The organism is Paenarthrobacter sp. 2TAF44, assembly GCF_052114885.1.
Lineage (GTDB): Bacteria > Actinomycetota > Actinomycetes > Actinomycetales > Micrococcaceae > Arthrobacter.
Genome location: NZ_JBFRFP010000003.1, coordinates 214,964 through 238,661 on the forward strand (window position 1 = coordinate 214,964; position 23,698 = coordinate 238,661).

At 62.7% G+C, this 23,698-nt stretch carries 28 protein-coding genes; 18 read left to right on the forward strand and 10 right to left on the reverse strand.

All coding sequences use genetic code 11. The features are described 5' to 3' along the window. Positions 1-78: 78 nt before the first annotated feature. Together AB4Z15_RS05210 and AB4Z15_RS05215 are read left to right on the forward strand one after the other, a co-directional pair. Positions 79-1,299 (forward strand): Gfo/Idh/MocA family protein, encoded by a 1,221-nt coding sequence (locus AB4Z15_RS05210; protein WP_442016385.1) that lies wholly within the window; start codon positions 79-81, stop codon positions 1,297-1,299. Then, on the forward strand, positions 1,299-2,297 hold the full coding sequence (locus AB4Z15_RS05215) for a Gfo/Idh/MocA family protein (RefSeq protein ID WP_442016386.1): 999 nt from the start codon (positions 1,299-1,301) through the stop codon (positions 2,295-2,297). The genes AB4Z15_RS05210 and AB4Z15_RS05215 overlap by 1 nt, the downstream gene beginning before the upstream one ends. A gap of 57 nt (positions 2,298-2,354) precedes the next feature. Here AB4Z15_RS05215 and AB4Z15_RS05220 read toward each other — a convergent pair whose 3' ends face one another. From AB4Z15_RS05220 to AB4Z15_RS05230, 3 genes are all read right to left on the reverse strand, one after another. Next, positions 2,355-3,149, reverse strand: a complete 795-nt coding sequence (locus AB4Z15_RS05220) for a TIM barrel protein (protein WP_442016387.1) — start codon at positions 3,147-3,149, stop codon at positions 2,355-2,357. Next, the gene (locus AB4Z15_RS05225; protein ID WP_442016388.1) at positions 3,146-4,303 is read right to left on the reverse strand and encodes a Gfo/Idh/MocA family oxidoreductase; all 1,158 of its coding nucleotides are present in this window, start codon (positions 4,301-4,303) and stop codon (positions 3,146-3,148) included. Before AB4Z15_RS05225 ends, AB4Z15_RS05220 begins: the two co-directional genes overlap by 4 nt. Before the next feature lie 102 nt (positions 4,304-4,405). After that, positions 4,406-4,621 carry a hypothetical protein gene (locus AB4Z15_RS05230; RefSeq protein WP_442016389.1) on the reverse strand — a complete coding sequence of 72 codons (216 nt, stop codon included), beginning with the start codon at positions 4,619-4,621 and terminating at the stop codon, positions 4,406-4,408. 329 nt (positions 4,622-4,950) lie between these two features. On the opposite strand from AB4Z15_RS05230, the gene AB4Z15_RS05235 reads away from it, so the two are divergent. After that, positions 4,951-5,643, forward strand: coding sequence for a PASTA domain-containing protein (locus AB4Z15_RS05235; RefSeq protein ID WP_442016390.1), 693 nt, complete (start codon positions 4,951-4,953; stop codon positions 5,641-5,643). 128 nt (positions 5,644-5,771) lie between these two features. Beyond that, positions 5,772-5,981, forward strand: a complete 210-nt coding sequence (locus tag AB4Z15_RS05240) for a hypothetical protein (protein WP_442016391.1) — start codon at positions 5,772-5,774, stop codon at positions 5,979-5,981. 2 nt (positions 5,982-5,983) lie between these two features. Here the strand turns inward: AB4Z15_RS05240 and AB4Z15_RS05245 are convergent, their stop codons facing one another. Together AB4Z15_RS05245 and AB4Z15_RS05250 are read right to left on the reverse strand one after the other, a co-directional pair. After that, entirely contained in the window at positions 5,984-6,763 is a 780-nt protein-coding gene (locus AB4Z15_RS05245; RefSeq protein ID WP_442016392.1) for an ABC transporter permease, read from the reverse strand. Then, positions 6,756-7,547: an ABC transporter ATP-binding protein gene (locus AB4Z15_RS05250; protein ID WP_442016393.1), complete on the reverse strand. Its 792-nt coding sequence runs from the start codon at positions 7,545-7,547 to the stop codon at positions 6,756-6,758. The genes AB4Z15_RS05245 and AB4Z15_RS05250 overlap by 8 nt, the downstream gene beginning before the upstream one ends. Before the next feature lie 696 nt (positions 7,548-8,243). Between AB4Z15_RS05250 and AB4Z15_RS05255 the strand changes: the two genes are divergently transcribed. Beyond that, positions 8,244-9,230, forward strand: a complete 987-nt coding sequence (locus AB4Z15_RS05255) for a LacI family DNA-binding transcriptional regulator (protein ID WP_442016394.1) — start codon at positions 8,244-8,246, stop codon at positions 9,228-9,230. Positions 9,231-9,246: 16 nt separating this feature from the next. On the opposite strand, the gene AB4Z15_RS05260 is transcribed toward AB4Z15_RS05255, so the two are convergent. Next, on the reverse strand, positions 9,247-9,414 hold the full coding sequence (locus AB4Z15_RS05260; RefSeq protein ID WP_431117651.1) for a hypothetical protein: 168 nt from the start codon (positions 9,412-9,414) through the stop codon (positions 9,247-9,249). 142 nt (positions 9,415-9,556) lie between these two features. Between AB4Z15_RS05260 and AB4Z15_RS05265 the strand changes: the two genes are divergently transcribed. From AB4Z15_RS05265 to AB4Z15_RS05280, 4 genes are all read left to right on the forward strand, one after another. Beyond that, positions 9,557-10,378, forward strand: a complete 822-nt coding sequence (locus AB4Z15_RS05265; RefSeq protein WP_442016395.1) for a hypothetical protein — start codon at positions 9,557-9,559, stop codon at positions 10,376-10,378. Beyond that, the gene (locus tag AB4Z15_RS05270; protein WP_442016396.1) at positions 10,362-11,111 is read left to right on the forward strand and encodes a LamB/YcsF family protein; all 750 of its coding nucleotides are present in this window, start codon (positions 10,362-10,364) and stop codon (positions 11,109-11,111) included. Before AB4Z15_RS05265 ends, AB4Z15_RS05270 begins: the two co-directional genes overlap by 17 nt. Positions 11,112-11,146: 35 nt before the next feature. Further along, on the forward strand, positions 11,147-11,968 hold the full coding sequence (locus AB4Z15_RS05275; protein WP_442016397.1) for a biotin-dependent carboxyltransferase family protein: 822 nt from the start codon (positions 11,147-11,149) through the stop codon (positions 11,966-11,968). A 115-nt stretch (positions 11,969-12,083) separates the two neighbouring features. Beyond that, complete coding sequence (locus AB4Z15_RS05280; protein ID WP_442016398.1) at positions 12,084-13,268, forward strand: Fic family protein; 1,185 nt, start codon at positions 12,084-12,086, stop codon at positions 13,266-13,268. Positions 13,269-13,273: 5 nt separating this feature from the next. Here the strand turns inward: AB4Z15_RS05280 and AB4Z15_RS05285 are convergent, their stop codons facing one another. Beyond that, positions 13,274-14,629: a DUF445 domain-containing protein gene (locus AB4Z15_RS05285; protein WP_442016399.1), complete on the reverse strand. Its 1,356-nt coding sequence runs from the start codon at positions 14,627-14,629 to the stop codon at positions 13,274-13,276. A 49-nt stretch (positions 14,630-14,678) separates the two neighbouring features. Here AB4Z15_RS05285 and AB4Z15_RS05290 point away from each other — a divergent pair, with 49 nt between their 5' ends. The 4 genes from AB4Z15_RS05290 to AB4Z15_RS05305 all read left to right on the forward strand — a co-directional run bounded on the left by AB4Z15_RS05290 (position 14,679) and on the right by AB4Z15_RS05305 (position 17,175). Then, positions 14,679-15,569, forward strand: a complete 891-nt coding sequence (locus tag AB4Z15_RS05290; RefSeq protein WP_442016400.1) for a glycerophosphodiester phosphodiesterase — start codon at positions 14,679-14,681, stop codon at positions 15,567-15,569. A gap of 96 nt (positions 15,570-15,665) precedes the next feature. Next, positions 15,666-16,100: a DoxX family protein gene (locus AB4Z15_RS05295; protein WP_442016401.1), complete on the forward strand. Its 435-nt coding sequence runs from the start codon at positions 15,666-15,668 to the stop codon at positions 16,098-16,100. After that, positions 16,097-16,867: an AzlC family ABC transporter permease gene (locus tag AB4Z15_RS05300; protein ID WP_442016402.1), complete on the forward strand. Its 771-nt coding sequence runs from the start codon at positions 16,097-16,099 to the stop codon at positions 16,865-16,867. Before AB4Z15_RS05295 ends, AB4Z15_RS05300 begins: the two co-directional genes overlap by 4 nt. Further along, positions 16,864-17,175, forward strand: coding sequence for an AzlD domain-containing protein (locus AB4Z15_RS05305; RefSeq protein ID WP_223947666.1), 312 nt, complete (start codon positions 16,864-16,866; stop codon positions 17,173-17,175). The genes AB4Z15_RS05300 and AB4Z15_RS05305 overlap by 4 nt, the downstream gene beginning before the upstream one ends. A gap of 6 nt (positions 17,176-17,181) precedes the next feature. Here AB4Z15_RS05305 and AB4Z15_RS05310 read toward each other — a convergent pair whose 3' ends face one another. After that, positions 17,182-17,592: a four-helix bundle copper-binding protein gene (locus AB4Z15_RS05310; RefSeq protein WP_442016403.1), complete on the reverse strand. Its 411-nt coding sequence runs from the start codon at positions 17,590-17,592 to the stop codon at positions 17,182-17,184. A 117-nt stretch (positions 17,593-17,709) separates the two neighbouring features. Next, entirely contained in the window at positions 17,710-18,339 is a 630-nt protein-coding gene (locus AB4Z15_RS05315) for a TetR/AcrR family transcriptional regulator (protein WP_442002837.1), read from the reverse strand. A gap of 92 nt (positions 18,340-18,431) precedes the next feature. Between AB4Z15_RS05315 and AB4Z15_RS05320 the strand changes: the two genes are divergently transcribed. From AB4Z15_RS05320 to AB4Z15_RS05335, 4 genes are all read left to right on the forward strand, one after another. Further along, the gene (locus AB4Z15_RS05320; RefSeq protein ID WP_442016404.1) at positions 18,432-18,764 is read left to right on the forward strand and encodes a thiamine-binding protein; all 333 of its coding nucleotides are present in this window, start codon (positions 18,432-18,434) and stop codon (positions 18,762-18,764) included. 39 nt (positions 18,765-18,803) lie between these two features. Next, positions 18,804-19,475, forward strand: a complete 672-nt coding sequence (locus tag AB4Z15_RS05325) for an O-methyltransferase (protein ID WP_442016405.1) — start codon at positions 18,804-18,806, stop codon at positions 19,473-19,475. A 3-nt stretch (positions 19,476-19,478) separates the two neighbouring features. Next, positions 19,479-19,982: a GNAT family N-acetyltransferase gene (locus AB4Z15_RS05330; protein WP_442016406.1), complete on the forward strand. Its 504-nt coding sequence runs from the start codon at positions 19,479-19,481 to the stop codon at positions 19,980-19,982. A gap of 392 nt (positions 19,983-20,374) precedes the next feature. Then, entirely contained in the window at positions 20,375-21,292 is a 918-nt protein-coding gene (locus tag AB4Z15_RS05335; RefSeq protein WP_442016407.1) for a spermidine synthase, read from the forward strand. Here AB4Z15_RS05335 and AB4Z15_RS05340 read toward each other — a convergent pair. Beyond that, positions 21,281-22,171, reverse strand: coding sequence for a LysR family transcriptional regulator (locus AB4Z15_RS05340; RefSeq protein ID WP_442016408.1), 891 nt, complete (start codon positions 22,169-22,171; stop codon positions 21,281-21,283). The two genes, AB4Z15_RS05335 and AB4Z15_RS05340, sit on opposite strands and share 12 nt — an antisense overlap. Before the next feature lie 136 nt (positions 22,172-22,307). On the opposite strand from AB4Z15_RS05340, the gene AB4Z15_RS05345 reads away from it, so the two are divergent. Next, positions 22,308-23,696 carry an MFS transporter gene (locus AB4Z15_RS05345; protein WP_442016409.1) on the forward strand — a complete coding sequence of 463 codons (1,389 nt, stop codon included), beginning with the start codon at positions 22,308-22,310 and terminating at the stop codon, positions 23,694-23,696. The last annotated feature ends 2 nt before the right edge of the window (positions 23,697-23,698 follow it).

The following is a 23,698-nucleotide window of genomic DNA, read 5'->3' on the forward strand; positions in this document are numbered from 1 at the left end:
GAGGGCTTGACGCCGCGCCTTCTCAGACTCCATTATGGACCGGTCCAAGTAAATTCCAAAACATCAAAGAGGATCTCCATGAGTGCACCCAATACACGCCGTCTGATCGCCGGCATGGTCGGAGGAGGCGTTGGCGCGGACATCGGCAAGACGCACCGCTACGCCATGCGCTTGGATGACCATTTCGAGCTGCAGGCAGGAGTCTTTGGGCGGGATGCCAGCGCTTCGCGGGCGACCGCCGTCGAGCTCGGGGTGCCTGAGGACCGAAACTATGCGGACTACCGTGAAATGGCCGCGGTAGAGTCGGCGCGCGAAGACGGCGTGGACGTGGTTGTGGTGGCGACGCCCAACGACAGCCATTTCGAGATCGCCAGCGCGTTCCTCGAAGCGGGCATCTCGGTGGTGTGCGAGAAGCCGCTGACCAGGGATTCAGCCACAGCAGCCGCACTGGTCCGGATCGCTGCGGAAAACGACGCCATTCTCGCTGTTCCGCACTGCTATTCGGCCTACGCCATGGTCCGCCAAGCTGCCCGCATGGTCCGCAATGGTGAACTGGGCACCATCCGGTTTGCCGACGTCGAGCATGCCTCCGGCTGGGCGGCCACGCCCTTGGAGGAGTCTGGCCACAAGCAGGCCCTTTGGCGTACCAATCCTGACATCGCGGGGTTCCCGAGCGTCGTCGGAGACCTCGGCACGCATGCCTTCCACCTGCTCCGCTACATCACCGGGCTGGAAGCAGGGCGCCTCTCCGGCCGCCTGAAAACGCTGGTTCCAGGACGTCGGGTATTCGACCACGCAACGGTGGAGTTGGAGATGTCCGGGGGTGTCCCCGCACGCGTTTGGGCCAGCATGGCTGCCACCGGCCACAATCACGGGCTACGCATCCGTGTTTACGGCGATAAAGGCAGCCTTGAGTGGCAGCACGAGGACCCGCACCATCTCAAAGTCCAGGACCTGGCCGGGGCCACAACCCTCCTCACTCACGGCCTAAGCAGCTTGCACGACGACGCGTCCCGGCTTACCAGGGTCGGTCTCGGCCACCCGGAGGGCTTCCTTGAGGCCTTCGCCAACTTCTATTCGGACCTCGCCGAGGTCCTGCGCGCCCGTCGCGACGGCTTGGCCCTTCCCGACCGTGAGTTGTCCTTCCCCACCGGCATCGATGGGCTGATCGGCGTCCAATTTGTCGAGGCCGTGGCCGCATCGCATCACGAGGACTCGGCTTGGAAAGTGCCGGCCTTCGCAGGGACGGCCGCCACTCTCACGGAGAAACCCGCCCTCACAGAGAAAGCAGCAGTGTGATGAAGCTCCGTTTCGCGCTCATCGGGGCCGGCTTCATCGGTTCCGTCCACGCCACCAACCTCGCCGCCCATCCCGGCATCGATTTTCGCCTCGTCTACGACGTCGACCAGCAACGTGCGCAGTCCCTGGCCGGCATGCACGGGGTTGCTGTAGCCGCGGCCCTGGATGACGTCTTCGATGCTTCGGCGATTGACGCAGTGTTCATCGCCTCCTCCACCGATACCCACGCCGGGCACCTCCGCCGCGCTGCCGCGGCTGGGATCGCAGTGCTCTGCGAGAAGCCGATCGACTTGGACCTTGACCACGCCCGCGATGTCGCTTCGTTTGCGCAGGAGACTGGCGTACCCGTGATGGTCGATTTCAATCGTCGGTTCGATCGCGATTATGCCGAGCTTAAACGCGTGGTGGATTCAGGCCAGATCGGCAATGTGGAGCTGATCCAGCTGACATCGCGCGGCCCGTCCATGCCTCCGATGTCCTACATCGCCACCTCAGGCGGCCAGATGCGCGACCAGACCGTGCATTTCTTCGATCTCGCGCGCTGGCTCAGCGGCCTGGACCCGGTAGAGGTTTTCGCGACAGGTTCGGCCTTGGCGGAGCCGGGCATCGTAAAGTACGACGACGTCGACACGTCCGCGGTCACGTTGCGGCTGCCCGGAGGTGCTTTGGTGCAGATCGATTCTGTGCGCCGGACTGGATATGGATACGACGAACGCATCGAAATCATGGGCTCAACCGGGATGGTGGAGGCCCGCCGCCACAGGAACGGAGCAGTTTCCCGCTACAGCGGTGGCTCCGTGGTAGACGATGGGCTGCATCCCGGGTGGTTCGAACGCGTGCAACCGACGTATGCCGCGGCGCTCGCTGCCTTCGTCTCGTCCTTGCAGGGAGGATCGGATTCCATGCCGTCGCTCGAAGACGGACTCAAGGCTCAGGCCATAGCCGAAGCTGCGGTTATATCCCTTCGCAGCGGCCGCATGGAACCGATCAAGTACTGACCCAAGTAGGGGACAGCACATGTCGCTATGGGCAGCCGTAGCGACGTGTGCTGTCCCTCAGTTGGGTGAGAACGCAGCGCGGAAGGCTGCCAACGCTGCGTCGCCCGCCTGGATGCCCTGACCACCGATTGCACTGGCCTCCATGCCAATCACTCCCGTGTACCCGGCGTCGCGGAGCGCTTGGGCGATGGCCGGGTAGTTGATCTCGCCTGTCCCTGGTTCGAAGCGGCCCGGCACGTCGGCAACCTGGATCTCGCCCGTATAAGGCTGGGCTGAGCGCACGAGCTCAATAAGGTTCCCCTCGCCGATCTGTGCGTGGTAGAGATCCAGCATCATCTTCACGTTGGGGTGGTTCACAGCTGTGACCAGCGCCAGTGTGTCCTTTGCGCGCGCCAAGGGAATGCCGGGGTGGTCCAGGATTGTGTTCAGATTTTCCAGCGCAAACACGATGCCGTGCTTTTGGCCCAGTTCAGCCAGCTGTTCCAAGGTTCGAAGGCCCGTCAACCACATCTCGCCGGTGGACCGGTGGAGCGGACGAACAGCCCGCCCGCCTTCACCGAGTTCGCCAGGATGAACCACCATGCGTTCGACGCCGAGCTCCAGTGCAGTGGGGATCAGCTTCTCGGCTGAGGCCAGAACTTCATGCGCAGTGCTGGGATCAATGACGCTGCCGCCGAAGTAGCCACTCATGGAGGAGAACTTGGCGCCGGTTGCTGCGAGGGCTGCGATGTCCCGGCCGCGGGTGTCCCAGAGCTCCACTTCGAAACCTTGATCGTGAATGCGGCGCACACGATCGATCAAAGGCAAATCGCCGTAAACCATCTCCGCGCAGACGGCCAAACGGAAGCTCATGCTCCCTGCCCTGCGGCCTGAAGCTGTGCTGTTGAATGCGTTTCGGCTGGACGAAGGTCCGCGATCGAGGACACCTCGACGGGAAGCCCCGTCTGGGCTGACTTGAAAGCGGCCAAGGCAACCGCCAGGGCGTTGCGGGCGTCCACGCCACCGGGAGCAGCGACAACGGCGGCAGGGGTTCCCGCCGTCGTGCGTTGATTGACCTTGCCGCGGCGTGCGGCGACGTCGTCCGCGAAGTGGGCCAGCTCTGCCGTGTAGGCGTCATGGAAGAGGTCGATGTTCAGGCGGGCGGTGTCTGACGCGATGCCGGCGGCTGTGTAGCTCGTGGCGTTGGTGGCCTGTGGGCTACCGGCCGTGACCATGCCGGCAGAGCCGAACACTTCGCCGCGGACGTCGTAACCGTAGAGCGCGTTGAAGTTGGCTTCCGCTACAGCAATGGCGCCGTTGCTGTACGTGACGGTGACGACCGCAGTGTCCAGGAGTCCGCCGGCCTTCGCCTCGGGCGCAACCAAAGCGTCTGCCACTGCATGGACTTTCACGGGAACCGCGCCGGGATTCAGCCAGTTCAGGGTGTCGAAATCGTGGATGAGGGTTTCCAGGAAGATGGTGCCGGGGGCGATCCTCTCCGGGTTGCTGATTCCGGCTTCGGTGCCGGGGTCCCGGGTGAGGGAGCGGAGCAGCTGCGGGACTCCTACTACGCCGTCGTCGATCAGCTTCCGGGCGGCGGCGAAGTCCGTGGAGTAGCGGCGATTGAAACCGAAACGGAGCACGACGCCGGCACTCGCCGCCGCTTCGATGGCGGAGTCGAGTTCGGCGATGGTCCGCCCGCCGGGCTTCTCGCAGAACACGTCCTTACCGGCTTTGGCAGCAGCGGTTATCAGCTCGGAATGGAAGCGCAGGGGAGTCGCGATAAGCACCGCGTCCACGTCCGGATCGGCAAGGACGTCGGCAACATCGGTGCTGATTTTGGTGACGCCGAGGCGGCTCGCGAGGGCTTCCACGGCAGGCTGGACTGGATCAGCGATGGCTTCCAACCGTGCGTTCGGGATCCTCAGGGCGATGGATTCGGCGTGGAATGCGCCGATCCATCCGGCGCCGATCACGGCTATGCGGACAGGCCGGTCCTCGATGACCGGGTGCTGAAGGTACGTCATTGTTGTTCCTCGATTCAGGCATCTAGAACGTTCTAGTCCGACCATGCTCGCATGCTTGGACGGGTGGTGTCTAGATCGTTCTAGCTGCCTCTTGCTCTGCGGTTATGTGGCGTCGTCCCGCCGCGCACGTCCCTGAGGAAGATGACGCCCGAACGCCAGCCTGATGAGCGGAGTCAGCAGGAGCAGCAGCAGGACGCTGCCAACGCCAACAATGGCCGTAAGGAAAATCAGACCAGCCATGAACAGGAGGTGGATGTCAGGCGCATCGGCAAGCGGTAGGGCGGCCGATATTGCCGATACCTGGTTGAAGGTGTTCATATGTGGCTCCTGCCGCGCGCATCAGTTGCTCGTTCCAACACCTGTTAAGTGCGCTGCGGAGGAGAAAAATGTCGCCGTTGCGGCAACACTTTCCGGGGCGCAGGATCACGATGCGCGCAGGGGCATATCCTGGGCCGGTTTCACCACAATCTTCTTGTCGTTGCCAGGGTCCAACGGGTCGTACCAGAGCCTAGTCCCCTGATCATCAACCACCGGCTCGGTGGCGTTGATCAAGAGGGATTCAGTGCAGGTCGCCGGGACGCCAGGTCCGAGTCGTGCTCGCCGCCTGACCCATCGACGAGACTGCCTCGTCAGGATATCCTGACAATATGGGTGCGCAGCGGGATCCGTGGAGTGAAGGCCTGACAATGTGGGAGCGCCTGCGCTCATGGTTCGGAGATGCCCGCGATGCTCCGCCGGGCAACCCAGAAGCCTTGGGTGCGCTCAGTGATGTCCGGCAGTTGCGGTATCTGCTGGATCAAGCGGAGCTCGCGGCTGTTCATGCGGCACGTGGCCGCGGCTCGTCGTGGGCGGAAATCGCCGCCCGATTGGGGATCGCCCGGCAATCGGCGTGGGAACGCTGGCGAGATTTTGACGAGGTCGTTCCAACCGGAGCCGTCCTGCCTGCCTCTGCCGCGCCGGCGTCTCGCGCGGTGGAGGCCGCTGCGGCCGCCGGGTTGGTCGGCGAGGCAGCCGGACGAGGGGGAAGGCAGTCAAACGTCACGGTACCGAATGTCGTCGGTTTGTCCCTCGAATCAGCAAGGGCCATCCTGGTGGACAGTAAACTCGTTGCGGTCGGCCCCGATCCAGACGGCCTGCCTCTGGAGGGGTTCGGTTGGCCTAGCGGCGTCGTCACCGGCCAGAGTCCGGAATCGGGGGCGAAGGTGCCCATAGGATCGCGGGTGATCCTGTGGTTGGGCAGAGGCGGCTCGGCGGGTGACCGCGAGCCGCGGCGACCGTCTCCAGGGCCCCGGAGCCTGCGGGCAATGCGGGAAGAACCGGCCGACGACGCGACAAGCTGACCATAAACAGTGCACTACGAGCAGCAGTTGGAAGGACTTTCTACCCTTTGTCGTCTCCATCCAAAGGATATAGAAGTCGGCTGGTGTTTGGTGCTGTGTATTGCAACGGATGTGCGGACTGAACCGGTATGAGAAACGTCCAGTTTGTGATCGACACCCCTGACGGGGAAGTGATCTTCCTGGCAGCTGGACACGCTGCCGAGTACTTGCTTAGCCGCGGATTCTCCAATGCAGATCGCGAGCCGCACTGGCACATGCGGTGGTGTCTTGAGCGGATGACTCCCGGCGAATCGATGGATGTTGGCGTGGCTCGGGTTTTTTGTGAGGCGCAGAGCTGAAGTCAGATGAACCGAGAGTTCCAGCGGAACCAGCGGACGCCTATCGTGGCGCATACGGCGACATAACCGATGCATGCCAGGAGGGAGTTGGTGTCTTGGCCGCTCCATGAGGAAGCGTTCAATGTATCGGCGAAGAGTGTCATGAGTGCGCCGACGGGTGACCAGGCTGCGATCGATTTCATCGTGTCGCCGAGGATACCGGTTCCGCCCAGGAGGCCGAGGAGGAGCAGGAGGATCATGAGTACGCGCGTGATCGCGTTGATGGCGCTGGTGGATTGGACCAATCCGACGACGGCTTGCCCGATGGAGAGGAACACTGCGGCGCCGAGGATGGCGACCGCAATGACCAGAAGGTACTGCCCCGGGTTGAGTGTCAGCGCGTAGGCGATCACACCGACGATGACGACGATGACGGAGGCGAGGAGGTTGATGGCCACTTGGACGAGGACGCGGCTGGTCATGATCATCCAGGTTGGCGCAGGCGTGACCCGCAGCCGTTGGAGCACCCCGACATCGCGGTCATGGGCCAGCGCGAGCGTGTATCCGAACAGGCCTGAGGTGAGCAGGCCCAACGTCAGGGCCAGGCCGATGACCAGGCTGGATCCGCCGAGTCGGCTTTGGCCCTTGCCAACTGTGTTGGCAACCAGGACCACTATGGGCAGGAGGATGCTCAGGAAGAGCGATGTCTTACCGTTGAGCAGCACCAGGAAATCGGCGCGAAGCAGCGACCGGAAGGCCAGGCCAAGCGGCGGGCGCGCGGTGTTGACACCGATGTTAGTCACGGATCTCACTTCCTGTCAGTCCGATGAAGACGTCTTCCAGTGTCGGCGCTCCATGCGCGACCGAAAGCACCCTGGGGTCGTCCTTATGCTTGTTGATCAGCTCCGACGGTCTTCCCTCGGTGAGCAGTTTTCCGTGGTCGATGATCGCCACCCGGTCACAGACTGCCTGGGCCTCCTCCATCGAGTGGGTAGTGAGCAGGATGCTGTTGCCTTCCGCGCGGAGCTCCTCGATGCGTCGCCATAGTCCGCGGCGTGATTGGGGGTCCAACCCGGCGGTCGGTTCGTCGAGTAAGAGCAGGAGGGGGTTATGGACGGTGGCGATAAACAGTGCGAGGCGTTGCTGTTGCCCGCCCGATAACTGTTTGAATTTTTTGCCTAGTCCGTCGGCGAGACCGACAGTGCGCAGGCTCTCGCGGACCTGCTCAGGGGAGAATTTCACATCATAGAGTCCGGCATAGAGTTTTGTAATCTCTTGAATGTTCAGTTCGGCTTGGAAACTGGATGATTGCAGTTGCACTCCAAGGAGTGCTTTGACCGCCAGGGGCTGCTGTTGGACATCGATACCGTCTACCAGCAGGGTGCCTGACGTTGGCGTAACCAGCCCCTCGATGGCGCTGAGGGTACTGGTTTTCCCTGCACCGTTCGGGCCCAGCAGGCCGAAGATCTCGCCGCGCTGAATCCGGAAGCTGACCTCGTCGACCACTGTCCGGCCACCGTAGGCGACTCTCAGTTGGTGGATATCCAGGACCGGTGCTGATCCCGGCTTGTTGGCTTCACTTGGCACGTTCCGTCCCCTCAAAACCGGAGCAACCCGGACCGTGGGCAGTTCCTCGTGTGAGTCTAGTTCGATAAGACCGGGAAAATGACTACGTTCCGCGGCCTCCTGCCTGTGAGTAACCCATGAATTTAATCGGTAACAGAACACGGTGCCGCCCGTTTGATGGTGGGAACGGACGATCCTGGCGGACCAGACAGTCTTTCGCTCTGGACAGCCACAGGGGAACTGCCAAGAATAAGCGAGCAGGTGTCATTGGCGCCTCCGCCGGGTCTCCTTTAGCCCGACTGAGCTAGCCATTCGAGGCACAGCGGCTCCGCGCCCCGATGGGTACATGAAGGATTTCTTTGGTTCGCCGGAATACAGCGAGGGAATGTTGCCCAGAGAACGCTGATCGGGGAATGCTGAAGATTATTCCAAAAGCCCGCGTCACGTTTCCCCAGGTCAACGCACATATCCAGTGCCCAAGTCGTTGTACCGCGTAGTGTGCCGTTGCCCTTTTCGGCGCATGTCCGCGGACAACGCTGAGTTGGCAGTGATGGATGTGGTGGGTTCTGGGGCCCACCCGGGGCGCCGTCACTGCGATACCGGGCTAGTGCGGTCGGTCGTCTGAGTCGCGGCCGGCCGCACGTCTGGCGTCAGACCCAGCGCCCGCCGTTTGCGTCTTAGATCGTTCTATAGACTGGCTGCGGGCAGAGGAGGGCAATGATGGGAAAACGTCCCACCCTGATGGATGTGGCTGAAGCGGCCGGGGTTTCCCGTGCTCTCGTGTCCATCGTGATGCGGGACGCCCCTGGAGCCTCTGAAGCCACGCGGCTCAAAGTCCAGCAAGCGGCCAAGGAACTCGGTTACCGTCCCGACAGCCGTGCACGTCTCCTCCGGAGCAGCCGGACCAGGCTCCTGGGCGTCAGCTTTTCCACGTCGCACCCGTTCCACGCCGAAATTGTCGACGCCGCCTACGCCGGAGCAACGTTGCGCGGATACGATATCGCGCTGAGCGCAGTGGCCAACGGCAGGCCGGAATCACGGGCCATCGAATCTCTCCTGGACCTTGGCTGTGAAGCCCTGATCATGATTTCTCCCGCTCTGGGGGAGGACGAGTTAGCAGATTATGCCGCAAGGCTCCCAGTGGTCAGCCTGCTCCGCGACGACGTCGGCGAATCCCTGGACTCGGTCAGCAGTGATGACGACGCCGGTGTCCGCATCGCGCTGGAATATCTCAGCTCGCTGGGGCATCAGAGAATTGCCCACGTGGACGGTGGGGACGCTGTCTCGAGTCCACAGCGGCGCGAAGCATTCCGGGCAGAGATGGCTGACCGGGGACTCGAATCCCGGGTGATTCCGGGCGGCGCCACCGAAGAAGACGGCCTCCGGGCTGGCCTGGAGCTTCTGGAGGACCTTCCCACCGCCGTTCTTGCCTTCAACGATCGCTGCGCTTTGGGCATCTGGGAAAGCTTCCGGGCGGCCGGGCTCAGGGTCCCTGAGGATGTGTCAGTCCTGGGTTACGACGATAGCCAGTTCGCCCGCCTTAGCTACGTCCAGTTGTCCTCCGTCAGCCAGGACGCCCCGCTCCTGGCGCGGGCCGCCGTCGACCGTGCCATTGATCGACTCGAAGGTTCGACGCCGCCCGCGCACCTTGTGCGGACACCGCACTTGGTCATCCGCAGCACCACGGGGCCCGCCTCGAAATGAGCCCGCAGCTCCGGGGTTATGAAGCGCCCGACGGCGGGGCGTCGGCGTCGTCGATGTCCGGACCTTCGGCAGGATCCTGGCTGTGGATGCCGGTATCGTGCGAAACCCAGCCCTCCGTTTCTCCCTCTGCAGGAGCGTCGGTGTGGTGCCGGATGATGTGTTCAGGCTTGTTGTTTGCGTTCATGACGGATACTCCCTGTCCTTGCTTGGACTGCTTCCGCGAGTGCACCCAAGTCTACGCCGGGTAGGGAGTATTGGGAGGTCAGTGGCATAGGCTGAACGCAGTAGTTCTCCGCGAAACGACTAACTGCCATGCAGAGGTGAAGATGCCCAAGCGACCCAACCCGGCGGTGAAAATCGCCCAAGAGACAGCCCATAACGCAGTATTCGACGCCCAAGGCAACACCAAGCCGGGCGTGCACAATGTTTTGCTGCGCGCTGTCGAGATCCAGCGGCCACTTGTCCTGGCAAATCTGCGCAGAATGCAGCGCAGGCATCCAAAGGCAACGCCCGCGCAGCTTGCCGCGAAACTGGAGCGCGGCTACCTGGCCGCCATCACAGGCGGGGGAGCTGCCGTGGGGGCAACCGCCGTCGTGCCTGGGATCGGAACAGCAGCTTCGTTGGGACTCTCGGCCCTTGCCACCGTTGGGTTTCTCGAGACGACCGCGCTGTACGCATCGACGCTGGCGGAACTCCACGGCATCAGGCTGACCGACCCGGAACGCGCGCGGACAATGGTCATGGCCATCATGCTCGGCGAGGAAGGCACATCGCTGCTGGGCGCCCTCAGTGGCCAGTCCCTGGGACGAGGCAAGGGCGTGACCAATGCCTGGGGCACCACACTCACCAAGAAGATTCCGGGCAGCGGCTTCGGCGTCATTCGCGATGCCATCCAGCGCGCCTTTCTGAAGAACCTCCTGAAGCGGCAAGGCTCGGCCTTCCTTGGACGGGCCCTGCCTTTTGGAGTGGGTGCCGTGGTGGGTGGTGCCGGCAACCTGATGATGGGCCGCGCCGTAGTTGCAACTGCCAAGGAAGCCTTCGGGCCGCTGCCGGATACGATCCCCGGCGAACTGCTCACAAGCGCACCTGCCGACGAGACCAACAACAATCTGACGCTGGAAGGCGGTAACAGTGGACCTCAACGCTGATCTGGGGGAGTCGTTCGGCTCCTGGACCATGGGCGACGACGCCTCGATGTTCCGCATCGTGAGCAGCGCCAACGTGGCCTGCGGTTTCCACGCAGGAGACCCCCTGACCATGCTGGACAGCTGCCGTGCCGCGTTCGAACTGGACGTTCGCGTTGGCGCGCATGTTGGGTACCGGGATCTGGCCGGCTTTGGGCGGCGCTCGCTGGACATGACCTTCGACGAACTGTTCGGCGATGTCCTCTACCAGCTCGGTGCCCTTGATGGGATGGCCCATGCAGTGGGAGCTTCCGTGGATTACGTCAAACCGCACGGCGCGCTGTACAACAGGATCGTCCACGACCCCGACCAAGCTGAAGCCGTAGTTGCTGCCGTCCACGCCTACGATCCCGGGCTGCCGGTGCTGGGATTGCCGGGCTCGGCATGGCTGAAGCTGGCCGAGGAATCCGGACACCCCGTCTTCCGGGAAGCATTCGTGGACAGGGCGTACCTTCCTGACGGCACACTGGTCCCGCGCTCGGACGAAGGTGCCGTGCTGCACGATCCCGCCGCGGTGGTCGCCCAGGCCGTCCGCCTCGCGACGCGGAAAGAAGTGGTAGCCGTGGACGGAACGGTTGTCCCGGTCAGTGCCGATTCCCTGTGCATCCATGGTGATACTCCGGGCGCTGTGAACATGGCCGCGGCGGTTCGGGCAGGCTTGGAGGAAGCAGGGGTGGAGATTGAAGCGTTCGCCTAGTTTGGTCTGGAACGCACGTTGAAGAGGAGCTCTTAATGGGAGCCGTTGTTGTTGATCCAGGCCCCTCGACCCTGGCCCTTGCACGTGACCAGGTCTTGGACAGGGCTTCCCTGCACCTTGCCAACGCGCTGCTGGGCAACCCTGACTCCGCGGGCGGCCTGGAGATACTTTTGGGTGGTCTCCGGCTTCGGTTCGTCACGGCCTCGGCACTCGCGATTACCGGCGCGGAAGGCGTGGTCAAGCTCAACGGCTCCGAGCTGCCTTTTAACAAGGCTGTTCGCGTCAGCCCAGGGGCGGTGTTGGAGTTTGGGCCGGCGCTGTTCGGGATCCGGTACTACCTGGCCGTTCAGGGTGGTATCGAACCCCAGGCAGAACCCCTTCGCGCTGGCGGCACACTGACTTTCGGGCGCCCCCACGCCCACAATATTCCTGCTGAGAACCACGCTCTGCGTCGGGCCCTGGACCCCGAACGTCCGGTGGTCGCCCGGGTGGAGCGCGGTCCGCAAGCCCAAAATTACGACGCCGGTACATGGCTTCGGCTGACCAGCGAACCATGGATCCTCTCACCGGAATCGGACCGGGTGGGTGCCCGGTTGGTGGGGCGCCCCCTTGAACCGGCTGGGGTGGCGGGTGCCGCTGGGCTGGCTGGTGCGACTGTGCCGGCCACGACTCCAGCACCCCAGTCACAACCGTTGCTGTCAGGGTCGGTCCTGCTGCCGCCGTCGGGCTTTCCTGTCATTGCACTGGCCGGGCACCCTCCGACGAGTAAGTCCCCCGTGATCGCAGTTGTTCGGGACGAAGATCTGGACCTGCTGGGCCAAGCGCGTCCGGGACAGATGGTTCATTTGTTGGGGTGAAAAGATCACGGGCAGATTTTCTCACTGATGCTCGGTAGTGAGAAATGAATGCCGCGATTTTCTCATGAATGGCGATTTGTGAGAAAATAGGCTATCGATCTTCTCAAGGAGAATCATGAGCAATATGCTTGCCTGGCCATCAATCAGCTACGAAGAGCATCCTTGGGCCGCAGATGGAGAACCGGGAACCTCGAGGCGTCAACGGCTCCTGGCCCGCGGCCCCTACGAGGCTGCTATCCCGGCAGAAATTGCTCGCATCAATCCTGAGGTTGATTCCCGGACCCAGTCGCTTGTTGAGGCAGCCACTGTGGAAATGGTCCGGTTCGATGCCGAGTTGGGACAGGACTCTGCACCGTTCGCGGCCCTGCTGCTCCGAAGTGAATCGGCATCGAGTTCCCAGATCGAGAACCTTACGGCCGGTGCGCGGAAGATTGTGCTGGCGCAATTGGGTGATCGCTCGAGCCCTAACGCCGCACTGATCGCGTCCAACGTGCGTGCCATGGAGGCTGCGATTGCCTTGTCTGAAGACCTGAGCGTCGAGAATATCGGCACCATGCATCACACCCTCCTGGCCTCCTCCGACCAAGTCATAGCTGGGGAATACCGGGACAGGCAGGTCTGGATCCGAGGCAATTCACCCCACTCAGCGGAGTTCGTGCCGCCGCATCACGGACGCGTGATGGTAGCCATGGAAGACCTGGTCGAGTTCATGCGCCGGGACGACATCCCGGCCCTGACTCAAGCCGCCTTGGCACACGCACAGTTCGAAACCATCCACCCCTTTGCGGACGGCAACGGCCGAACGGGGAGGGCAATCGTTAGCGCCCTGCTCCGTGCCAAGGGGGTAACTGAAAAGGTAACCATCCCTGTTTCTTCAGGGCTGCTGACCAATACCCGCTTCTACTTCGACGCCCTGGGTGACTACCGTCAGGGGAACATCCTGCCCATCATTGAGCGCTTTGCCGAGTCTGCCATGCTCGCCGTGGACAACGGCCGGTTGCTGGTGGAGGACATCCGGGCTGCACAAAAGGAGCTCCGTGAAAAGCTCGGATCTGCTCAGGAATCCGTGCTGAAAGTCCTTGAGCTGCTGCCTCGCGAACCCGCAATCACCGCTGAGATGGCAGCCGGTTACGCCAGGATCTCACAGGCAACGGCGTACAGGGCAGTGCAACGGCTGGAGGCGGCTGGCGTCCTTACTCCTGCCGGGAAAGTAGGGGGCACCAGCGTCTGGCTCGCAAGGGACATCGTCAGAGCGTTGGATGACTTCGCCGCACGAGCTGGCCGCCGCCTACGCCACTGATCCCCCTAGCCAAACAGCAGGTGGGCCACGGTGAAGATCGCGAGCCCGGCCAGCGCACCCACCACCGTTCCGTTGATGCGAATGTACTGGAGGTCCTTGCCCACCTGCAGTTCGATCTTCTGGGACGTTTCCTCGGCATCCCAACGCGCCACTGTGTCCGAGATGACGCCGGCAATATCCGATCGGTAGGTGTTCACGAGGTAGCCCGCGGCGTCCCCGATCCAAGTGTTGACCTTGCCGGCGAGTTCGTCGTCGTTGACCAGACGGGAACCGAAGTCGCGGACGGCGCTCTTGAACCGCTGGCTGAGTTCGCTGTCCGGATCATCGACGGCGGTGAGCAGCGCGTTCTTGACCGTTCCCCAGGTGCGCGAGGCCAGTTCCCGGACTTCAGGATCGCCAAGGATCTGGGCCTTGATGGTCTCGGCGCGCTCGATCATAGCGGGATCATGCTGCAGGTCCTGCGCCAGGTCCGTCAGGTAAGCGTCGATCGATTTACGCACTTGATGGTTCTGGTCGTTTTGCACAGCGCGAACGAACTTCAGGAGTTCGACGTACACCTTGTCGCTCACCAGCCCGTCCACGAACGTCGGTACCCAAACCGGCGACCGGTCGGAAACCAGTCGGTTCACCGTTCTATGGTTCGCGTCCACCCAATCGGCGGCACGATCAACCAACAGATCCACCAACTTGTGATGATGCCCGTCAGCGAAGATCCGTTCCGCCATCCGCCCCACGGGCGGTCCCCACGGCGGGGTGAGTAGATGCTTTCTGACCAGGCCCTCGATGACTGCCTGAACGTCGTCGTCCTTCAGAACGGTGAACGCGCCGCGGATCATTGCGCCGCCTTCCTTGGCCACACGTTCGGCCCCGCCCGGTGCGGATAGCCAACGGCCGGCCTTACGGGCAATATCAATGCTCGCCAACTTGTCCTGCACGACCTCCTGGGACAGGAAGTTGCTCTCCACGAACTCACTTAGCGATTCGCCGATCTGGTCCTTCCGGCGCGGAATGATCGCTGTGTGCGGGATCTTCAAGCCCATGGGGTACTTGAACAGTGCCGTGACCGCGAACCAGTCGGCCAACGCGCCAACCATGCCACCCTCGGCCGCAGCCCTCACATATTCAAACCACGGGTACTGCTTCTGGAATGCGAACGCCACCATGAACACCATGGCCATGCCTATCAACAGCGCCAGGGCCAGCCGTTTCATGCGGCGCAGCGCGGCCACCTTTTCCTCGTCTCCGGCAGAACGGCCGACGACGCCGGAGCCGGATTTGGTGGCTCCCGAGGCTGCCGCTTGGGCTGAGCGGGCGTGGGTGGTGACGTCTTCGGCTGGGATTTGTTCAGAGTTCACCTGCATTAGCCCAGCGTAGCCCCGTGCGTGCAGCCGCGTGGGCTACCGTGGCTCCATGACTAGCGACGATTTGGCCCCTCGCCGGCCCAAGGTCTACGCCCACCGCGGTGCCAGTGCTGCGTTCGCCGAGCACACCCGTGCGGCATACCTCAAGGCGATCGCGGACGGTGCCGACGGAGTTGAGTGCGATGTCCACTTGACCCGGGACCAGCACGTCGTCCTGCTGCATGATGCCAACCTGGACCGTACTTCCACCGGCACCGGACCTGTCTCGGAGAAGAACCTCGAGGAACTCCGGGCCTTGGACTTCTCCTCCTGGAAGGGCGCCCGGATACCGGATGCTTACGGCGGGATCGCTGATCAATTCCTTACCTTGCCGGAACTGCTGGACATTCTGCGTGGCGCCGGGCGCGAGATCGGTTTGGCGATCGAGCTCAAGCACCCTAGCCCCTACCAGCTCAATCTCGAGGACAGGGTTCTGGACGTGCTGCTCAGTGAGGGATGGACGCCCGGTGAGTCCCGGCTGGAGAATATTCAGATCTCTTTCATGAGCTTCGATTCCGACTCGATCCAACACCTGCTGAAGAAGGTCCCAGCCCAGCACATTTGCCAGTTGGTGGACAATTTCTCGGTGCAGGAGTTGCGGCAAGAGCTGGGACTCGGGCCGATCACGGCAGGTGCTGTGGCAAATGTCATGAAGGCAACCCAGTTGGAGGCCGAACGCATCCTGGATCACGGTGAGGTAGGAATTGCCGGACCGGGTATCGACTACGTGAGGGAGCACGCCCGCAACGTCCAGCGGTGGTTGGAATCCGGCAGGGTGTTCAGGGTCTGGACTGTGGACTCGGAGAAGGACGTAGCCCTCTGCCAGGGGCTGGGGATCCATGAGATCACCACCAACAAACCCGCGCAGGTGTTGGCCCAGCTTCAGGTCCCATCCAGGTAGCAGATGAGCGCGTTTTGGGCCCTCAAAACGCGCTCTGCTGCGACCCGGTTGGGTGCAGTTTAGGGTGGCCCACCGGGCTTGTGATTGAGTTGTCTCATGTCATTCCGCTGGTCAGCCCGTGCCACCCAAACCACCTCTGCCATCGGTCTGAGCGCACTTCTCCTGGCCAGTGCCATGAAGCATTTCCGCAGCCCGGGGTTCTACTACCCTGTGGTACCTGACTACTTGTGTCGCATGGACGAGCCGGGAAGTCAGCCGAATGGGCCACTGGCTCTTATGTCCCGTGAGGAATGGGTCGCTTCCAGCGGCCTGCTCGAGGCGACTGCCGCCGTCGGGCTTCTCATCCCGGCCACCCGAAAAGTGGCTGCTGACGCGACGACAGCCATGTTTACCGTATTCCTTGCAGGGCATATTGATGCCCTCCGCCGTGCGTATGGTCCTAACGGCACGCCCGGCCAGCGGCGCGCCCACACCCTTAGGCTGCCTCTTCAGATTCCCCTTATCCTGTGGTCCTGGAGCCTGCGAAAGTGAGCAAAGGTCCAGCAGCTCCCTTGAAACTCAGGGAGTCGCCAGCTTTCAAGATTGCCTTGTCGCTGAGCATCGCCACAGGCCTTTACGGCGTGTCCTTTGGCGCACTTTCTGTGGCGTCGGGCTTCGATTTCTGGCAAACAATGGTGCTGAGTCTTTTGCTGTTCAGCGGGGGCTCGCAGTTCGCTTTCATCGGAGTAGTGGCTGGTGGTGGATCTGGCGTCGCAGCCATGACGGCCAGCGCTTTGCTAGGTCTGCGCAACGGCATCTACGGCATGCAAATCAACGCCATGCTGCGTCCACGTGGATGGCGGCGCTACATCTCAGCCCATGTCACCATCGATGAGTCAACGGCGACGGCGTCCGGCCAGTCGGACCCCGATGAGCAACGCCGCGGGTTTTGGACTGCCGGGATCGGAATATTCATTCTCTGGAATATCTTCACGGCCATCGGCGCCCTGGCCGGCGATGCGATGGGCGACCCCAAGCAGTGGGGCTTGGACGGGGCTGCAGTTGCTGCGTTCCTCGCTTTGCTGTGGCCAAGGCTGAAGGGGCGCGAACCCTGGGCCATTGCGGCCGCTTGCGCCCTTGCGACCATTCTGGCCGTGCCGTTCGTTCCCTCGGGAGTCCCAATTCTGGTGGCTGCGCTGGTGGCCGGTGTGATCGGCTGGTTCAGCCATGCACGCATGGATGAAGGACTCGAGCCGGACCTGGACCCCTACGCAGAAAAGCGAGGGCATGGCGGCGTCGGGAACAGGGGGCACGAGTGAACCTCTGGCTCTGGATCCTCATTGCCTGCGCGCTTGCGTACCTCACCAAGTTGGTTGGCTACTTTGTCCCGGCCAAGCTGCTTCAGAGCCCCAGGATCATGCACATCGCAGGCACCATGACGATTGGTTTGCTGGCGTCCCTGACCGTGGTGAATGCCCTCGCGTCCGGACAAGGTTTGGTATTGGACGCCCGCATCGGCGCATTGGCAGCGGCCGCCGTCGCTCTTTGGCTTCGCGCGCCGTTCCTGGTGGTGGTTATTTCCGGTGCTGCCGCAGCGGCGCTGCTGAGGCTGCTCGGCTGGGGCTAACCGGTTTTAGGTGAGACTCGCTAGCAAGCCGGCGCAGGCGGCTTCGCAGCGGCGGCAGGCTTCCGCGCAGATCCGGCAATGTTCGTGCATCTGTGCGTGTTGTTCGCATTCCTCAGCGCACACTCCGCAGGCGGTTTGGCATGCCTTGAGGACTGCGCTCACCATGGCGGAGTTGGTTCCGGTTTGCCGCGTCAGAATGGTCCCGGTCGCAGCACAAATATCAGCGCAGTCCAGATCGGTCCGGATGCATGCTGTCAGCTGGGCCACCATATCCTCGCCCAGACAGGCGTCGGCACAGGCTGTACAGGTTTGGGCGCATTCAAAGCAGGCGGCAATACATTCCGCCAGCTTCGCCTTGTCCAGCACACCGGTTCCCTTTGGATGGGCGTCGATCATCGCGCTGATGTGGTGGGTCATGGCCGGCTCCTGTCGGGTTCGGGTTCGGGTTCGACGGACGACCGGCCAACCCGGCCGCCATTCCCACCCTAGACCTGGTAGTGGCAGGCCTCCAGAGGCTGGAGCAAGGGCCGTCGACTAGACGTCGTCCGTGAGCGTCACACCGGGGATGGGTGATTGTTCCGGGAGCGGGCGGGATGGACGTTCGGTCCGGATGGCGTCTTCAATGAGCGCCACAGGACGCTTCCAGGCTTCGGAGCCGGGTTCCATGGTGTCTACGGCGCCGATCAGCATGGCCAGGAGCCGGACCATGTCCTCAATGGTGATATCGCGGCGCAGCGAACCCTGGCCTTGACCGCGTTCCAGGAGCGTGGCCATGGAGCCGATCAGGCCGCCGGTAATGCCCATGAGGAGTCCGCGTCGGCCTGCGACGGCGTCAAGCAGGTTGGCGTCTTCGCTCGCCACCTGCATCACAGCGTCGATGACGTTGATGAGACCCTCGGCGGCGTCCATGCCTTCGAGGGATGCATCGGCAACAGGATCCACATGCTGGCGGAGTTGGCGGGACAGGGCCGCAAGTACCAATTGTTCTTTATCGGAGAAGTTGCGGAACAGCGTTGCCGGACCCACTCCTGCCGTGGCGGCGATGGTCTGCAGGGGAACTTCGGGACCGTGTTCCCGGAAGCACTGCCGGGCTGCGGTGATGATTTTGTCCACATTTCGTGCAGCGTCGGCCCTGAGGGGCTTGCGTTCGGAGGGCTGTTCCATGCTTGTCAGGGTAGCAACGGACCGGGGTTGACCCCTTGTTACGCAGGAGTAGGCCGTTATGTGACAAACCAGTACGTGAAACACTGGATTTCATGTTGCTTGCATTCTCAGTCGCCCCTTCAGGCCAGCCCGCATCCGCCACCAACGGCGGACCCACCCCCGATGCCTCCGTGCACGACGCCGTGGCTGCCGCGGTTAAGATCGTCCGGGAGTCCGGATTGCCGAATCAGACGGACTCCATGTTCACCACCATCGAAGGCGAATGGGACGAAGTCTTTGACGTCGTCAAACGGGCCACGGAGGCTGTGGGCCGCTTCGGCAGCCGCGTCTCCTTGGTGATCAAAGCGGACATCCGGCCCGGTTACAGCGGTGAGCTGACCGGCAAGATAGAGCGTCTGGAAGAGGCAATTTCCACCACGGACTAGCTCTTTCCACTGTCAGTGACCAGTGCAAGACTGGGGGCCATGATTGAACACGTGGCTGAACCCGGTTGGATTGACGTCGAGCGTTACCTGACTGACGTCGTCGTGCGTCCTGATCCTGCCCATAAGCGCGCCCTGACATCTGCAGTCGAGGCAGGCATGCCACAGATCGAAGTGGCGCCGAATGCCGGGAAGCTGCTCAAGATGCTCGTGCAGCTGTCCGGAGCAAGGCACGTCCTGGAGATTGGCACCTTGGCAGGTTTCAGCAGTATCTGGATGGCTCAGGGACTTCCCGACGACGGCAGCCTGGTGACGTGCGAGTACCTCCAAAAGCACGCCGACGTCGCGCGGGCGAATGTGGACGCGGCAGGAGTGGGGCACAAGGTGGACATCAGGGTAGGTGCTGCTTTGGACACGCTTCCCACATTGGTCGGCGAGGAATCCTTCGACTTCGTGTTCATCGACGCGGACAAGGAGAACGACGCCAACTACCTTGAATGGGCCATCCGTCTTGGCCATCCGGGCACGGTGATCGTGATCGACAACGTCATCTGGGACGGCTCCATCCTGGAGCCTGAGCGGGATGAGATAAACGCGCCGGGCATCGTCAAGGCCTTGGAAATGCTGGGCCAGGACCCGCGTCTTGATTCCACCGCAATCCAAACTGTCGGCAGCAAGGGCTGGGACGGCTTCGCTATCGCCAGAGTGCGGTAGCCGATGGATTTCACGCTGCGCACGGCAACGGTTGACGACGCCGAAGCCATGACCGTCATGCATGTCCAGTCCTGGCGGGAGAGTTATGGGCATTTGCTGCCGCCGGAATTCTTCGCGAAGCAGGAAGCTGCCCTGCCGGACAGGATCGAGCGGTACAGGGCGTCGATCGCGGCCGGCCATCCACGGATGCTGGCCCATGATCCCGATGGTGAATTGGTAGGGATTGCGGCTTCAGGACCGGGAAGGGACGAGGACAGCCCCTGCGAGGTGGAGCTGTTCATGCTGTACACCCTTCAGCGGATTCATGGCCGCGGTGTAGGTCAGGCGCTGGTGGATGCGCTCCTGGGTGACGGCCCGGCTTACCTGTGGGTCCTCGACGACAACCCGCGGGCCCAAGCCTTCTACCGCCGCAATGGTTTTGTGCCCGACGGCAAGCGGCAGCTTTGCGACCCCTCGTGGTACTCACTTCCTGAACACCGGATGGTGCGGCCCGCCGTCGGGCATTAATGTCTGGTTGCCTCGCCGTCAAGCGTTAGGTGTTGCCCGCTCATGGTTACGCGGCCTGGGACGCCTGGCTGCATGTGGCTTGGGCAAGAGGTGCCGTGACCGTCCTTGGCTTGCTCCTGGTGCCGGTACCTCGTTGCCGGGTGGTTCTTCCTCGAGGGGCTCCTCCAGGAGGCTCGGCGGTTTGGGCACCCGGGCAATCAGTAGGCAGACCACGGTCAGCCAGGCGAACGCGACCGTAAACACCTCTACCCAAACCGACCCCAAAGCTTCCATGAAGAGATCTTATGGCCCAATGGCCTCGAATGGTAAGCATCCTTAGTAAATCCTCCCGTGGAACGCGACCAATCGCTCCTCTACTAGGCTGGAGCTATGACTCAGGCAGGACGGTTTTAATGGCCAAACCCGGTAAATCCAGCAAGGCAGGCAAGTCCGGCCGGGCGGGAAGATCGACGGCGGGAGTCATCGAGGTGCCTCCCGGCACCCGTCCTGACGGCCCCGTTGCAGGCGTCTATTACATTGACACTGGCGACTGCGAACTGATTCCCGATCCTGACAACAACAACGGCTGGCTCCTGAAGATCAACGGCGTGCTGAGCTCGCACATTGACCTGGCCGATCCACTGTTCCTTGACTTCGAATACATGCGCTGGATTGCTGCGCTGGTGGAATCGAGGTGGCCACGGGAGGCCAAGCCAAAACTCCGTGCCCTGCATCTGGGCGGGGGAGCCTGTTCCATGGCGCGATACTTCAACGCGGCGTACCCGGATGCGCGGCAAGTGGTGGTGGAACTCGATGGGAAGCTCGCCGACTACGTCCGTGCCTGGTTCGAACTCCCCAAGGCGCCTTTGCTGCGGATCCGCGTGGGCGAGGCTCGGGAAGTGACGGAGTCCCTAACCCCCAATACGCGGGACCTCATCATCAGGGACGTCTTCGCCGGAGCCTTCACGCCGCGCGCCCTCACCACCCGCGAGTTCAACGCCCACGCCGATGCTGTCCTTGCCCCCGATGGCTTGTACGTGGTCAACTCTGGCGACGCCCCGGATCTGAAGAATGCACGCGCTGATGCTGCCACCATCGCCGATACTTTTGAGCACACCATGATCATCGCCGACCCCGCCATGCTCAAGGGCCGCCGCTACGGAAACATGATCATGGCCGGCAGCCACGTGCCATTCGTCGACGATCCAACGCTGGCCCGCAAGCTCCTGGGCGGGGCCGTCCCTGCGCACATCTGGAACGACACCCAAGTGCGGGCCTTCGCCGCCGGGACCCCGGTTCGGCACGATCCGCCGGCGGCTTCAGCCCAGTAGCTCCTCGCGCCGCCCTTCCGTCTCCTCGCGCAGGGCCTGCACGACGGCGGCTACCGCTGGGCGGCGCATCGAGTCGGGACGGAGGACCATCCAGTAGGGGAGCAGTTCCGCGAAGTCCGCAGGCAGGAGCCGCACCAAATCTGCGTGGCGGTCGGCCATGAAACACGGCAGGAATCCCACGCCCGCGCCTGCCCTCGTCGCCTCCACATGCACGAACACGTTGGTGGAGCTCAGGCCGTCGCGCATAGTTGGGACGAGCCTCCTTGGTGCGTCCAGATCATCCACCTGGAGCATGGAATCCACGAAGTAGACCAACTGATGCTGCGTCAGTTCCTCGATGGTGCCCGGTGTCCCGTTGTCCGCAAGGTAGGAGCGCGAGGCGTACATTCCCAGCCGGTACTCGCCCAGACGGATTGCCTCTGCCCGATGGACCTGTGGCGTCCCGACCACCACTTCGATGTCCAGGCCCGAGCGTTGCTGAAGCGCCCGCCGCGTCACGGTGACGATCTCGACGCTGAGCCCAGGGTGGTCGCGTCTCAGCTTCGCCACGGCGGGCGCAGCTATATAGGCGCTGAAACCATCCGTTGCGGTCATGCGTACGACGCCGGTAATGGGGTCGGGCGCGCCGTCGCTCGGTCCCAGCGCACCCACCGCAGTTTCGATGCGTTCTGCTACGAGCACCGCCTCTGCCCCCAACTCCGTGACTTCCCAGCCTCCGGCGGCGCGCGCGAGAACGCGGCCGCCCAGAGTCTTTTCCAGCGCCGCTATCCTGCGCGAAACGGTGGTGTGGTTCAGGCCCAAGGCTTGCGCCGCCGTCGTGAATTTTCCTGAGCGTGAGACGGCGAGGAGGATGAGGAGATCGTCCGGATTGGGATTCATATCTGCAATTCTGCACACACTTGGTGCCGGATTGGTCATTGAGGAGGGCTGAATCTGCAGTAATACTCAGTGGAGCATTTCGTGTTGTGGATCAGAGCACGTCAAAAGGGTCAACGAGGACACTGAGGAGATGGATATGAGCGTAGAGCAGCGCTCCACATCAAGGGCCGGGAACGAATCCGGCAAGGGCTCCGGCCTTAAGAAGATCGTCGCTGCCTCCATGGTGGGCACAGTGGTGGAGTGGTACGAGTTCTTCCTGTACGCCACCGCAGCAACGCTGGTTTTCGGCAAATACTTCTTCCCGAGCACCGGCAACGAATTGGACGGCATCATCCAGGCGTTCCTGACGTACGCGGTTGGCTTCGTAGCCCGCCCGCTCGGCGGGATCGTCTTCGGCCAGATCGGCGACAAACTGGGCCGCAAGCCCACGCTCCAGCTGACCATTGTGATCGTCGGCGTCTCGACGTTCCTCATGGGCTGCCTCCCCGGCTTCGCCGATCTGGGTTACTGGGCACCGGCCATGCTGGTGGCGCTTCGCTTCATCCAAGGATTCGCCCTCGGTGGCGAGTGGGGAGGTGCCGTGCTCCTGGTCGCTGAACACAGCCCCAACAAGTCACGCGGTTTCTGGTCATCCTGGCCTCAGGCAGCCGTGCCCGTGGGCAATCTTCTGGCCACCGCAGTTCTGTTCACCATGTCCACCACACTGAGCAGCGAAGCCTTCCTTGGCTGGGGCTGGCGCGTAGCATTCTGGCTCTCCGCCGTGATCGTGTTCGTCGGCTACTACATCCGCACCCACGTCACCGAGGCACCCATCTTCCTCGAGGCCAAGGCACAGGTGGAGGAATCCAAGGCCATCAGCTACGGCGTTGGCGAAGTCATCCGCAAATACCCCAAGGGCATCCTGCAGGCCATGGGCCTCCGCTTTGCCGAGAACATCATGTACTACCTGGTGGTCAGCTTCGCGATCGTCTACCTCAAGAGCGTCCACAAGTACGACACGTCATCGCTGCTGCTCGCATTGCTTATTGCGCACGTGATCCACTTCCTGGTCATCCCCCAGGTTGGGCGTCTTGTTGACGCCTGGGGTCGCAAGCCCGTGTACCTGGTGGGCGCCATCACCGGCGCAACATGGCCGTTCTTCGCGTTCCCCATGTTCGACACCAAAAATGCCGTGGTCATCGTGCTGGCCGTGACCATCGGGCTGTGCCTGCACGCGTTCATGTATGCAGGCCAGCCGGCAATCATGTCCGAGCTCTTCCCCACCCGTATGCGCTACTCCGGCGTTTCGCTCGGCTCGCAGGTTACGTCGATCTTCGCAGGGTCACTCGCGCCGCTGCTGGCAACACAATGGCTCAAGGACACCGGCTCCTGGCTGCCCACGGCGATCTACCTCGTCGTCGCCTGCGCCATCACCGTCGTCGCCGTTGTGTCGTTGAAGGAAACCAAGGGCATCGCGCTGCAGGACGTGGACGAAGCCGACGCCGTGCGACACGGTCTGACTACGTCTTCAGCTTCGAAAGGCTAGTT